Genomic DNA, 13,241 nt, shown 5'->3' on the forward strand with positions numbered 1-13,241 from the left:
TACTACCAAAATATACCCAACTATGGAAAACCGAAACAATCAAAATTACGATCACGAAAATCGTAATTTTAATCAGGATCTGGATACTCTTATTGATAAAGAAAATACTTATCAGGATGAAAAATATCCCGTTCAGGAAGAATTTATCGATGATGTTAATCACCAGACAAATGATTATAACCGCAACGAAAATAATCCTGGCGAAGAACCCATTACTAATGACGAGGAACAGATAACAAATGACGAAGATCCGGAAGATCTGGATAATACCTTAGAAAAAGATGGGGATCTGGACGATGATGACTCAGAAGATGACGAAAATTTAAGAGATATCGAGGAAGATTTAGACGAGGTGTCTCATGATCCTTTTCCGAGTACGAACCCGGACAATTTCTAGAAATTATGAAATATTATCAATAGATAACCGTTAAGGACTTAAAACTTAACGGTTATTTTTTGTAAATTGAGGTCTGAAATTGGATGTAAAATTTTATAAGAAAAAATTAAAACTATGTAATCTTTCTAAATGCAAATAGATGTAATTTTAAATTATTGGTTTTAAACAAATTAAAATCGATTTAAGAAATGAATTTGTATGACGGAGATAACAATTCAAATTGTCTGGTTATTTGTTCTGGCTATCCCGATAGCCTGTATCAGTTGGACTGTGACGCATGAAGAAATATTTAAGGAACCTCGTGAATGGTGTGTAAAACACTCTAAAAACGATAAGACTATTTTGTCAAGAAAGGCCTTTTATCTCTTTACGTGCGAATATTGTTTTAGCCATTATGTCACAATTGCATTTTTAATCCTGTGTAATTATAAACTTTTGCTAAATGATTGGCGCGGCTATATTTTGGCAGGATTTTCGCTTGTTTTTATGGCTAATGTCTATATGAGTCTTTTTGCTTTGCTAAGACAGGCCATTAAAAAAGAAAAAGTCGAAATAGAAAAAATTGAGAATGAAACCGATAGTGAAAAACTATCTTGATAATAAAGTATAACTAAATAAATTAAACAAATCATGGAAAATTTAAATTTCATAGACCCATTATTGCACGGAATCACTCCTGATACAACAGGGAATAAAATACCAAATCTTTCTGTAAAACAGTTAGTTTGTGCGGGAATAGGTTCACTTTTGGTTGGTGCTGTTTTAAAAAAAGCAGGTCAAAATACAGCTGGTGCAGTAGTAGGTAGTCTTGCAATACCATTATTAACTTCAGCATGTTATAAGCAAATTGCAAAAACAACTAAAGCAAAAAGAGAAATCAATGATAGTAGTGGTATCGAAAACAACTACTAAATTAAAATTCAAACAGAAAACAAATAAAGAAATATAAGTTAGCCACGAATTCAGAGGATTATGCTTCATCATCAGCTAGATAGATTTTTTGAATTCCTGGCTATTTTTAAAGCCAATAAAAAAGCCCATAAATTATTTTATGGGCTTTTTTATGACTAAAATTTAGCACTATTATTTAATGTCAATATTTCCTTCGACCCAATTTAAAGCTTTATTAAAATCTAATTTTCTAAATCCTTTAAATTCGCCCGGAACGACATAACTAAATCCGTTGGTGAAAGAAATTATTTCGTCAGAATCTGTCACAATTGCCGCCCTATTCCATTTTCCCAAATGTTTTAATCCCATTAAAGCATCCTGAAGCCATGCTCCGGCAGTAAAATTCTGAATGTCGGTATCTAAAACTAATAGAAAATTAATTTCGTTTAGTTGCTTTACTAAATGTTCTACAGCGGGAATTACTGCGGTTAGAAAATCGTCTTTTGTTACTTCGGCCAAAGCTCTAAAAGCTACAATGTTGTCTGTTGTATCGATTTGATGTATCATTTTGTGCTGTTTTTTTTGAATTAATGGTGTGGTATTTTTTATTTCCTAAGTTTTTCAAAGTACTGAAAACCAGTATCAAATTTACTCAAAAAATGAATCTCTTATTTTATAAGATCTCAATGGATTATTATATTATAACTACTTTCTTTTAAGCTTCAAAGGTGCAGAGGTTCAGAGGGGCAAAGGTTTTTTTATTGGGGTTGCTGTTCAGGAGCTAATCCCGCTATTCGTTTCAATCTTTTGTGCCGAACGCCGGCACAAAAGGATTTCCACTTCTATCGGGGCTAGGGCAATCGTTTTCAAAATATAGCTACCCACAATCTTGTCATCCTGAGGAACGAAGGATCACATTCGTAACTCGACAATCGTAATCAAACTAAATTCAATTTGCACGCGGATCACACAGATTCGCTTCGCGAAAACGCGGATATTCGCGGATTTTTTATTTTACCCATCACAATTACCCGCAATCTTGTCATCCTGAGGAACGAAGGATCACACTAGAAAATCGACAATCGTAATCAATCTAACTTCAATTTGCACGCTGATGGCACAGATTCGCTTCGCGAAAACGCGGATATTCGCGGATTTTTTTATTTTACTCATCACAACTACCCGCAATCTTGTCATCCTGAGGGACGAAGGATCACATTCGTAACTCGACAAAGATTGGCGACATTGTTTTCGGAGTTTCGTGTGTGATCTCTCCCTTTGATTGAGATGACAAACTAGGTAAAAAAAAACTTCTTTTGAAAAACTACACGCGCATGAGGGGTAGAGCTAAGCTACCGAAGTAGCAGTGAAAGCCCGACAGCATGCCGACAAGAGGGCGTATACGCGCAAAGTATTTTTGCCCTCTTGACGGGATGGTGGCATGCCCCTATTATTAAGGTTCTAAGTTACTAAGGGGCTAAGATTCTGAGGTTTTATTTATCCTTGATTATTAAAATGACAAAAGCCTGTCTCTTTCGAAACAGGCTGTTTGTAAAAAAAATAAACTAACACAAAAACTTAATTATAACCTTGATTTTGTTTGAATACCTTTTGGTCAATAACGGTTTGCGGAATTGGAAATGCTCTTCTGAAGGGTTGAGAAGCGGCTTTTGCAGTTCCTGGTAAATCGAATTTTCCAAAACGGATACTTTGTGGTCTTCTTTGTAGTTCCCAGTACAACTCGAAACCTAATTCTTTGTACAATTGTTCTGAATCTAAAGAGGTAAGCGCTTTTCCTGGGGCATTACCAAATAATGATTCTCTTTTTCTGCTTGTACGCAATTTATTAAGATCGATCATGGCTAAACCTGTGCTTCCTTTTCTGAAATAAGCTTCGGCTCTCATGGCATAAATTCCTCCTAAACGGAATAACGGAATATCAACATTACTATTACCGTTTCCTCCTTCCGGGTCAAATTCGTATTTGAATACACGAGCTCCCTGATTGATTTCATTTTGTGCAAAAACAGATTTTGTAGGGTCAGCAAAGGTTAATGACGGAGTAAAATTCATTCTTGTTCCTGTACTTTTTTCCATAAATAACGGAGAAACTTTGATACGGTTACCTATCATTTCAAGAGATCCTGAAGGCAATAATATTGGGCCGTACTGAAGTCCCGCCTGGATTCCTCTGTTGAAATGGAACCAAGGCAACGCCGGGCTACTTTTAGGTACAATATCGGTTGCAGGAACACTTACATCTGTACCATCGTTCATGAACCATGTACCATCAGCATATTGATAATGTTGTTCGAATCGTGGATCGTCATGATTACCATCCCAGCTTGCATAAAATTCAGGTGTTATACAAGCGGCATTTGTTCCTCTGTTTGCTGCAGACGCTCTTTGGTTACGCTCCATACACACATAAGCAAAACTGTTTGAACCGTTACGGATGTAATCTATTTTTTGAGAAATGGCGAAAATAAGCTCTTTACCATTATTGTTATCTCTTGCAAAGTTTTTGAAAAAGTCGCTTTCTAAGCTGAATCTCCCTGAATCGATTAATAAAGAAGTGTAATAAATAACACGATCCATATCTGTTCCTGCGCTTCCTGTTACAGCCGGTTCATTAAAATTGAAATTTGATGACGCATTGTAACGATCTTTAAATACAGCACGATTTAAATACATGTTGGCTAAAAAAGCATAAGCAGCTTGTTTGGTAAATCTTCCCTGGTAGGTTCTTTGCGTTCCAATATCAGCTAAATCAGGAATTAAAGCCTCAACATCTGTAATTAATTTATCGATTTGAGTATCTGCTTTTAAAATTTGTAAAGTCGCTTTTGGATCCATTGGATCTTTATATGGAGCCTGTCCGTATAAATCCAAAGTAGTATACGTGTAAAAAGCCATAAGTCCTTTTGCTTCTGCAGCAAATAATTTCTTTTCAGAAATTGTACTTTTTTCAGCCGATTCTATAGCTGTTATACAACGTGTAATACCATTTGTTAATAAATCCCAGTTACCTACAATGATTGAGTTAGTAGAGCTCCAGGTAAATTCGTGCATGTCTCTCCACTTTCCACCATCTCCCCAGTCACTTCCACGAGTTGGTAAAATAGCTTCATCTGTAGTGTATTCCTGCATGGCAAAAATGGCTCCGTGATCAACGAAAGTTCCGTCACCCAGTCTGTCATAAGCGGCAGCAAGTGAACCCGCAGGATCTGAAACTGTATTTCCTGGTATTTCATCTAAAAAAATTTCATCCAGATCAGTACAGCTGTTTAAAAGAAAAATAAAAGAGAATAATGTTAAAAATTTTATGCTTAAAAATGTCTTTGTCTTCATAATTTATAATTTTAAAGTTGCTCCGAAACTGAACGTTCTCGAAGATGGGTAAGCTGCGTAATCAATTCCGATAGATTGGTTACCGTCTGTTGCTTTAGGAGTATTTACTAATGGATCAAATCCTGTATATTTTGTAATTGTAATCAGGTTGTTTCCTGTAACATACAGTGTTAAGCCATTAATCCAGTTCAATCCTTTTAAATCAAAATTGTAACCTATACGTGCCGCATTTAATCTTATAAAATCAGACTTTTCTAAGAAAAGCGTAGACAAAATTGGTGAGTTTGTTGGGTTTGCCCCTGACTCATAATATCCTGTTGCCACGTTACGATCTGATGCTAAGTTGTTAATATTTAAAGCATTCAATCCTGTATTATTCAATAAATAACCACCTGTTTGTCCGATAATTGAGAATGAAAAACTAAAGTTTTTATATCTCATATCACTGTTGAAACCGTAATAAAAAGTTGGTAAAGCTCCTTCGATAATAACTCTGTCGCTGTTATCAATTTTACCGTCTCCATTTTGGTCTTTAAATATGTTTGCTCCATTTTTATCAAAACCAGTGTGCTCTAACAAGTAGAATGAACCAGCCGCATAACCGCTTTTGTAAATATTAGCATTAACACCTGATTGTCCAGGACCAGAAACAGCACCTGTTAAGATTTCTGAAAGCGGCAAGTTTTCAATTTTATTGTTTAATGTTGCTCCGTTTACATCAACATTCCAGGTAAAATCTTTTGTATCGACGATTTTAGAACCCAACATAATCTCAATACCTTTGTTAACAATTTTACCGTCAATATTTGTCCAGATAAATTTTGTCTGACTCAAAGGAGTTGAAGGTATATACAAAATAGCATCTGTAGTTGTTTTATTAAAATAGTCTACAGTTCCGTAAAACTTGTCATTCCATAAATTAAAATCAAGACCAACATTATATTGCGTAACAACTTCCCATTTTAAATCCGGATTTGCTGTTCTTGAAACAGAAACACCATTTACAAGGTTTAAATCATCGTATAAATAATATCCGTCAGGGCCAGCCAAAGAGTAACTTGCCTTAGTTTGTTTGTTTGGAACTTCCTGATTTCCTGTTTGTCCCCAACTTGCTCTAAGCTTTAAGTTGTTGATTGTTTTAGAATCTTTCAGGAAATTTTCGTTAGAAATATTCCATCCTAAAGCAAATGAAGGGAAATAACCGTATTTGTTATTATCTCCAAAACGTGTAGAACCATCAGCTCTCATAGAAGCTGTCAGTAAGTATTTATTATCAAAACCGTAATTTAATCTTCCAAAATAAGATTGCAACTCGTTTTCCTGAGCAAAACCTGTTGTCCCAGATTGTGTTCCTGCAAAACCTGGATTAATAGATGGTTTTACACCTGATCCTTGCGCTGAAATTCCATCAATACTGAAACTTGTTCCTGATCTTTCAAATTTTTGGTAAGAGAATCCTCCAAGAACTTCAAATTTATGTTTATCCAGTGCCTTACTGTAAGTTAGATAATGCTCAACCAATGAATTTTTTGAATCAATATTGTTCTGAACATATTTACCTTTTGGATTTAAATCGGTAAGGTTTGGATAAATTGTAGTATTTCTTTCTGATGTAGAACGATCAACACCAATATTCAATTTATATTCTAATCCGTCGATAATTCTGAAAGAAGTTTCTAAATTTCCTAAAACTCTTAATGTACGCGTTTGATCCTCATAAATACTTAATAAATAAGCCGGGTTGTAGTGCGCATTCATATTAAAGTTGGTGTACTTTCCGTTAGCATCAAAAACTGATCTTGTTGGGTTTGCCATTAAAGTATGCACGATCAATTGTCCGTTAGAACCACCGTCATCACTTGTAGGAACACCATCATCTGTAGTCTGGCTCGCAGTAAGATTTAGTTTTAATTTTAAACGTTTGTTGTCTAAAAATGATTCAGAAGCATTAATTCTGCCTGAAAGACGTTTGAAATTACTGTTATGAATAATTCCTTCCTGATCCATTTGTGCAACAGATGCATAATAATTTCCTGAATCTGTTTGTTTAGAGAAAGACAAAGCGTTATTGGTAGTAATCGCAGATCTAAAAATTACATCCTGCCAATCTGTGTTTCCACCATGATCAAATGCTTTATCTTTTATAGCGCTTCTATATTGGCCTGCATCTAAAACATCTAATTTATGTGCAACAGTAGAAACTCCCATATAAGAATCATAGGTTAAAGTTCCTTCGCCTTTAGATCCTTTTTTAGTGGTAACCAAAACAACTCCATTAGATCCTCTCGCTCCGTAAATAGCCGCAGCAGATGCATCTTTAAGAACCGTAATCGATTCGATATCACTTGTATTCAAAAAGTTTAATGGATTTTTTGCTGTTGAAGATCCGAAACCAACATTCGTTCCTGTTGGGCTTATATCATCATTAGACAATGGCATACCATCAACAACAAACAAAGGTGTACTTCCGCTTCTGATAGATCCAACTCCACGAATGGTAACATTTACACCAGCTCCAGGCTCACCGCTTGTATTTACAACACGAACACCCGCAACTTTTCCTTGTATTAAATTGTCTACAGAAACGTTTACACCTTGCTTAAAATTAGCCGCTTCTAATTGTGTAACCGCTCCGGTAACATCTTTCTTTGCTTGTTTTCCGTAACCTACTACTAAAACCTCGCTTAACTCAGAAGTGCTTGGCTCTAACTGAATCGTCATAAAACCAGCCTGTGCAGCCAACGTTTTTGTTGTATAACCTACATACGAAACTTCGATCGTTTTTCCGTCTCCTACTGTAAGTTCAAAAACTCCGTCGAAATCAGTAACTACAGAGTTTGAAGTACCAGTTTCGATTATTGTTGCACCAGGAATTGGCAGTTTGTTTTCGTCAACAATTTTTCCTTTAATTCTAATTTTGTCTACTGCTTTTACAGGAGCAACTTTTGGCGCAACAGCTTTCTGAATTAAAACCAGTTTACCATTAATGTTATAATTGAAATTGGCTTTTTTAGAAAGATCACTTAAAATTGCCGCTACTGATTCTCCGGTAAAATTTACTGTATATGTCGCATTATCAGCAATTACAGCCTGTCCGTAGCTGAATTTATAATCGGTTTGCTGGCTTAATTTCGAAAAAATAGAAACAAGTGTAGCTTTTTCTATTTTATTTTCTATTTTTGATTTTTTTAATGAATTAGTTTTACTAAAACCACTCTCGATGGTCAGTAACGCTAGTACTAAAAAGATGAAACTCTTTAGATTTAAATAAGAAGGTTTAAAATACATGATTTAAGTTATTGGTTTTTTTACGATACTTAATTATTAATGGCAGTTGTTCTCAGCAACTGCTTTTTTTGTTTTTAATCCACTTTTACTATTTCGCCATAAACTTTGAATTTTAGGTTTGTGATATAATTTATTTGTTCTAAAACATTCTCTAATGTTGCGTCTTTCTTAATGAATACCGTTAACGGTGTTGCCAATACGAGTTTATTATCATACTGAAATAAAACTCCGTATTTATATTGTAAAATGGTAATAACCTGTTTTAGTGTAGTTTGATTGAGCGTAACATCGGTATTGTACCAATTGACCAAAAACGATTTCTCGGCCACTAATTTTGTTAGTTTTTGTGACTCAAAAAGTGCTTCTTCATTCGGAATCAGATCAACGCTATGCCCTTTTGATGTAACATTTACTTTTCCGGTTACAACAATTACCTCACATTTTGATTTTGACATTTGAATGTGAAATGAAGTTCCTACTACTCTGGTTTTTATTTCGCCTGAAGTAATAATAAAAGGATGCTTTTTGTCTTTGGCTACTTCAAAAAATGCATTTCCTTTTAGTAATGAAACTTTTCTTTCGTCTCCTTTAAATTTTTCAGGATACTGAAATGATGAATTTGCTGCCAGATAAATTTTCGAGCCGTCATTTAATTGGATAGATTTGGGGGTATCTGACGTTTTAAATGATAATTGCTTTTCGGCTGTCATAACTGGTTTAAAGAAAAACCCTAAACCAATTAGAAAAAGAATGCTGGCAGCTGCCATATATTTTAAATAAGGATTAAAGCTTTGCTTCCTTCCTATTCGAAGTTGAATACTGTCGTAAATATCTTTAGAAACTTCATCAGGATTTCCCATAGAAGATTCGTCCCATTTTGATTTTTGATATTCGCTAAAAGCAAATTTGTGCAACAAGTCTTCTTCCGGTCTTGAAGTTTTATGTCGGGAACTTTTATCTATAAGATATTCTAAACTGTGCTTGATTCTTTTTATCATAATACTTGTTATTACCAATAAGTACCAGAATTGCAAAATCGTACTATCGCCAAATATTATGAAACCATTAACAGAAAGTTATCTTAAAAATTTTGTTTAAAAAAGATGATTGGAGCTAGCCAGGCAAGGTCTTTTAAGCCTTCGCGCAATTGTTTTAAAGCTGAAGAAATTTGATTTTTTACCGTTTGTTTTGAAATTCCAAGTTCTTCGGCAATCTGATCGATTGACATATCCTGAAATTTGTACATTAATAAAACTTCTTTTCGTTTCTCCGGAAGTTTATCTAATAAGGAATGAAGTAAATCCATTAACTCGGGATCAATCGAACTAAAATTGTCAATAATATAATCTTCGAATTTATCTTCAAGAATCGTCTTGTCGAACTTGTTATTTTGGTAATGTTTGAAAACCTGATTTTTTACCGCCCTGAACAAATAAGGTTCGATGGCATTTATAGTAAGATCATCTTTTCGTTCCCATAAATCGATAAAAACATCCTGAACAATGTTCTGCGCCAAGTCTTTATCCTGAGTCATCGTATACGAAAAAGCATTGAGCTTTTTCCAGTAATCATTATACGTTTTTTCGAATATTTCAGGGTTTTTCATAACTTATTTTGGGACTGTTTGGTGATGTAAAATAATAAAATGTTATACCAAAGTTTTTTGCCTGAACGTTATCTTTAAATTAAATAAACTATTATTTTGATGTAGAAATACTACTATTTTCGGGCAATGTTGACAATCATATTGCGATTTCTTTTTTTTAAAATAACATTAAAATCAAATCGCGTTTCTACATTAGTACTTTCTAAAAAGGTAATTTTCTTGTGCTGCGTCCTCGGTATTAATAAAAAATTACACTTTCAAAAATCATGAAACAAATTCTGCTTAGCTTATTTATTGCCGGCTCGCTGCATTGCAACAGTCAGGTCAAAAACAACAATCTAAAAATCAATCAAATACAAGTAATAGGATCACACAACAGTTATCGCCAGAATATCGAACCGGATTTGTACAATTTTATTCAGGCAAAAGATACTTCGCGCTCTCTAAAAGGTTTACAATACACTCATATTTCGATTACCGATCAATTGAATAAAGGTTTAAGAAATCTTGAAATCGATGTTCAGGCCGATCCTAAAGGCGGAAAATATGCGCATCCAAAAGGATTGGATCTTGCAAAATCTAATCAGGCTTATGATCCTAATGGAGAAATGCAAAAACCGGGGTTTAAAGTTTTTCATATGATCGATATTGATTTTAGAACATCTTGCTACACGCTTCAAAGTTGTCTTGCAGAATTAAAAAAATGGTCTGATGCAAACCCAAATCACATTCCGGTTTTTATTACGCTGGAACCAAAAGATGACGACAGTTTTTTAGGTACCAAAGCAGAGAAATTTACACCTGAATTATTTGACGCTTTAGATGCTGAGCTTCGCAAAGGTCTCGGCAATAAATTGATCACCCCCGATATGGTTCGCGGAAAATACAAAACACTTGAAGAAGCTGTTTTACACCAAAATTGGCCAACGTTGAAAAAAGCAAAAGGCAAATTTTTATTCATCTTAGATAATAATGGAACCAAAAGAGATTTGTACGCCCAAAATCACCCTTCATTAAAAGGTCGCGCGGCTTTCGTTTGCGCAGATCCGGGAAAACCAGAAGCTGCAACTTTATTAATAGGCAATTCTGAAGATCCAAAAATTACCGATTTGGTTAAAAAAGGATATATAATTCGCACTCGTGCCGATTCAGATACTAAAGAAGCCCGTAAAAATGATTACTCACACTTCGAAGCTGCCAAAAAATCCGGCGCACAAGTCATCACCACCGATTATTATTTGCCAAGTACGTTATTCGATTCTCCTTATCAGATAAAATATGATGATGGTAGTTATGTGAGAGTGAATCCTGTTACTGGAGGGGAGTAAGTTTTCAGTCTCAGTCTCAGTTTTCAGATTTAAGGTTTCAGGTTTTGCTTTGTGTGAAACTTGAAACTTTTTTTATGGCACACGGATGACACGGATTTGAATGGATTGTCACGGATTTTTATACACAAAGTCATTGCGAGGAACGAAGCAACCTCACTAACAAACTGCAAAGCTTGACTTAGTAAATGCGGTTGCTTCGTTCCTCGCAATGACATAAAATGAGAATAAAAAAATCCGTAAAAATCCGCGTTTTCGCGAAAGCGAATCCGTGTCATCCGCGTCCCATTTTTCACCAAGCTTTGCGATCCTGAAAAGCAAAGCCAAAACTTGCGAACTTTGCGTAAAATCTTAGCGTCCTTTGCGGTAAAAAACACCCCAACAAAAAAATCCGTATCATCCGCGTACCATTTCTCAATTCAAACTTTTAATCTCCCCACTCTTCAAATCAACACTAAAATGATCCGCAGGAACTTCATGCATGAATTTATTAAAGATGATCAGAAACAATCGCATTTTGTTTTGCAACGGTTTTTCTTTTGATGCCTCTTCTTTATGATTCTCAAAAAACAATTGAGATAGCACTTTATATTGTTTTGCTCTTGCAGTTCCCACATCAACCAAAGCCAATTCATCAGCGCTTCTAAAACGGTAGAAATCAACTAATAAATCATAACCTGTCCAATTGAAATCTTGTTTTTTTAGATTGTTTTCAGACAAAAGTTTGTCTATTTTGCTTTCAGCTTCTGTCCATTCTTTTTTGAAATTCTCTTTGTTTTTCAAAATAGCATCAAAATCCTTATCCGATTGAATATTGGCCAAAACCAATAAATCTTCTGCAGAAATACTCAGAATAAAACTCTTGAAAGATTCCGGCCAATCGTCTTTTAGAAAACGCAAACGAACCAGTTCTTTTAAATGGAAATCAGTAAAATCATGATAGTTTTTAGTTTTTAAAATATCAATATTCCAAATGTCTTTTGTGTTTTGACTTTCAAGGAATTGATATTCCATTTTATACAAATCAAAAAGTTCGTCGTAGCCCGGAACCTCATCGATTGTAATGGTTTGGATATCGACAAGATTGTCTTTCCCGATTGTTAATAATTTATAAGCCGGAATATACGCAGCCAAAGATGGCGTCTGAATATTGACCAAAGTATTCCCTTTTGCTGTAGTTTTCGTTCCCGTATCGTTAATATGCATGTGTCCGCCAAAATGAATCTTCAGTCCTGCATCAGCAAAAACCTGCGCAACTTCTTCAACCGGAACTCGGTTCAATTGCCATTTATTCGGCCCTAGTAATTCTTTTATTTCCGCGGAAGCGTCATCATTAAAATCGATCATCGGGAAATGACTAAAAGCGATTAATGTTTTGCCTTGTTTTTTGGCTTGCGCCGAAATTTCTTCGACCCATTTTATCAGGTGTTTTTTGTTCGAAAGTACATTGTTGTAACCCGTACTTGCCTCTGAATAATTTTTAGGATCTTTAGGATCTCCGTCATTCTTTTTCGGAATATAAACATTACCGTCGATTGCCATTAACCAAAGTCCTTCGACTGGTTCAACGACATAACTCACATCCGGAACTTCAAATCCAGGTGATACATTATAAACTCTGTTTGATAATAAAGCGGCTTTTGATGCTTTTTCGAAACTATAATTTTGAGAAGTGTAGGCAGAAAATGGTGTTGCCCAGAATTTGTATTTTTTATTGGGATAAAAACCAAAGTTTTTTAGATCATCGGTAATTCCTAAATAACCCATTTTAGCAATATCGGCGGTAATAACAACAGGCTGTTCGATCGTTAAGTTTGGCTTATACAGGCCTTCTTTGCTATAAATGGGTTGACTTTTACCGTCTTTTCCTAAAAAATCTTCTTTACCTGATTCTTGTGCAAAAGGTCCAACGGGATCGTGATTTCCTGTGGTAATGAAAAACTCGATATTGTATTTTTTTCTATATTCATTTAAAATTTTCTCTAATCCTTTTACGTGAATTGGCTGTCCGTCATCTGTGTAATCTCCCGGAAGTGCAACGTATTTTATCTTTCGTTTTGCGATATCTTCTAAAGCCGCGATGAAAGCAAAATAGTTTTCATTGAAAATTCGGGTCGAATGCAACTGAGACGCCATTGTTCTCATTAACGTATATTTTCCGGTTTTCGTATTCAAAACACCTTTAAAATCATTATCAGAAAATGTTCCGAACAAATCCTGCAAATGAACATCAGATAAAAAAGCAACCTGAACGCCTTCGAGATTCTTTTGTTTTTGGGCTGAAATTGTACCATTAAGTAAAATAAAAAACAGAACGGCTAAAGGGTATTTATATAAAGAAGTAAATTTTAAAATCATAGGTTGGGCTTTTATATGGGGTTTT

10 protein-coding genes are annotated in these 13,241 nt (G+C 34.9%); 4 read left to right on the forward strand and 6 right to left on the reverse strand.

Annotated features, from left to right (window positions below; genetic code table 11):
• Window positions 1-22: 22 nt before the first annotated feature.
• From L0669_RS18500 to L0669_RS18510, 3 genes are all read left to right on the forward strand, one after another.
• Window positions 23-397 carry a hypothetical protein gene (locus tag L0669_RS18500; RefSeq protein ID WP_263759294.1) on the forward strand — a complete coding sequence of 125 codons (375 nt, stop codon included), beginning with the start codon at window positions 23-25 and terminating at the stop codon, window positions 395-397.
• A gap of 198 nt (window positions 398-595) precedes the next feature.
• On the forward strand, window positions 596-994 hold the full coding sequence (locus tag L0669_RS18505; protein WP_263759295.1) for a hypothetical protein: 399 nt from the start codon (window positions 596-598) through the stop codon (window positions 992-994).
• A 33-nt stretch (window positions 995-1,027) separates the two neighbouring features.
• Window positions 1,028-1,309: a PrgI family protein gene (locus L0669_RS18510; RefSeq protein ID WP_173970135.1), complete on the forward strand. Its 282-nt coding sequence runs from the start codon at window positions 1,028-1,030 to the stop codon at window positions 1,307-1,309.
• Window positions 1,310-1,480: 171 nt separating this feature from the next.
• On the opposite strand, the gene L0669_RS18515 is transcribed toward L0669_RS18510, so the two are convergent.
• The 5 genes from L0669_RS18515 to L0669_RS18535 all read right to left on the reverse strand — a co-directional run bounded on the left by L0669_RS18515 (window position 1,481) and on the right by L0669_RS18535 (window position 9,533).
• Window positions 1,481-1,855, reverse strand: a complete 375-nt coding sequence (locus L0669_RS18515) for a SpoIIAA family protein (protein ID WP_173970134.1) — start codon at window positions 1,853-1,855, stop codon at window positions 1,481-1,483.
• A 1,011-nt stretch (window positions 1,856-2,866) separates the two neighbouring features.
• The gene (locus L0669_RS18520; protein WP_263759296.1) at window positions 2,867-4,639 is read right to left on the reverse strand and encodes a RagB/SusD family nutrient uptake outer membrane protein; all 1,773 of its coding nucleotides are present in this window, start codon (window positions 4,637-4,639) and stop codon (window positions 2,867-2,869) included.
• A 3-nt stretch (window positions 4,640-4,642) separates the two neighbouring features.
• The gene (locus L0669_RS18525) at window positions 4,643-7,927 is read right to left on the reverse strand and encodes a SusC/RagA family TonB-linked outer membrane protein (protein ID WP_263759297.1); all 3,285 of its coding nucleotides are present in this window, start codon (window positions 7,925-7,927) and stop codon (window positions 4,643-4,645) included.
• 74 nt (window positions 7,928-8,001) lie between these two features.
• A complete protein-coding gene (locus L0669_RS18530) occupies window positions 8,002-8,925 on the reverse strand; it encodes a FecR family protein (protein ID WP_263759298.1) in 924 nt (307 codons plus the stop codon).
• Between the two features lie 83 nt (window positions 8,926-9,008).
• Complete coding sequence (locus L0669_RS18535; protein WP_263759299.1) at window positions 9,009-9,533, reverse strand: RNA polymerase sigma-70 factor; 525 nt, start codon at window positions 9,531-9,533, stop codon at window positions 9,009-9,011.
• 266 nt (window positions 9,534-9,799) lie between these two features.
• Between L0669_RS18535 and L0669_RS18540 the strand changes: the two genes are divergently transcribed.
• Window positions 9,800-10,861 carry a phosphatidylinositol-specific phospholipase C1-like protein gene (locus tag L0669_RS18540; RefSeq protein WP_263759300.1) on the forward strand — a complete coding sequence of 354 codons (1,062 nt, stop codon included), beginning with the start codon at window positions 9,800-9,802 and terminating at the stop codon, window positions 10,859-10,861.
• Window positions 10,862-11,272: 411 nt separating this feature from the next.
• On the opposite strand, the gene L0669_RS18545 is transcribed toward L0669_RS18540, so the two are convergent.
• Complete coding sequence (locus L0669_RS18545) at window positions 11,273-13,216, reverse strand: metallophosphoesterase family protein (protein WP_263759301.1); 1,944 nt, start codon at window positions 13,214-13,216, stop codon at window positions 11,273-11,275.
• Between the last annotated feature and the right edge of the window lie 25 nt (window positions 13,217-13,241).

The sequence above is a fragment of the Flavobacterium bizetiae genome, from assembly GCF_024271895.1.
GTDB lineage: Bacteria > Bacteroidota > Bacteroidia > Flavobacteriales > Flavobacteriaceae > Flavobacterium > Flavobacterium bizetiae.

Bases quoted from the DNA above. Each gene is read 5' to 3' on its own strand.
- L0669_RS18535 (WP_263759299.1), bottom strand. From the start codon at position 9,533: ATGAAAAACCCTGAAATATTCGAAAAAACGTATAATGATTACTGGAAA.
- L0669_RS18510 (WP_173970135.1), top strand. From the start codon at position 1,028: ATGGAAAATTTAAATTTCATAGACCCATTATTGCACGGAATCACTCCT.
- L0669_RS18515 (WP_173970134.1), bottom strand. From the start codon at position 1,855: ATGATACATCAAATCGATACAACAGACAACATTGTAGCTTTTAGAGCT.
- L0669_RS18505 (WP_263759295.1), top strand. From the start codon at position 596: ATGACGGAGATAACAATTCAAATTGTCTGGTTATTTGTTCTGGCTATC.
- L0669_RS18540 (WP_263759300.1), top strand. From the start codon at position 9,800: ATGAAACAAATTCTGCTTAGCTTATTTATTGCCGGCTCGCTGCATTGC.
- L0669_RS18525 (WP_263759297.1), bottom strand. From the start codon at position 7,927: ATGTATTTTAAACCTTCTTATTTAAATCTAAAGAGTTTCATCTTTTTA.
- L0669_RS18500 (WP_263759294.1), top strand. From the start codon at position 23: ATGGAAAACCGAAACAATCAAAATTACGATCACGAAAATCGTAATTTT.
- L0669_RS18545 (WP_263759301.1), bottom strand. From the start codon at position 13,216: ATGATTTTAAAATTTACTTCTTTATATAAATACCCTTTAGCCGTTCTG.
- L0669_RS18520 (WP_263759296.1), bottom strand. From the start codon at position 4,639: ATGAAGACAAAGACATTTTTAAGCATAAAATTTTTAACATTATTCTCT.
- L0669_RS18530 (WP_263759298.1), bottom strand. From the start codon at position 8,925: ATGATAAAAAGAATCAAGCACAGTTTAGAATATCTTATAGATAAAAGT.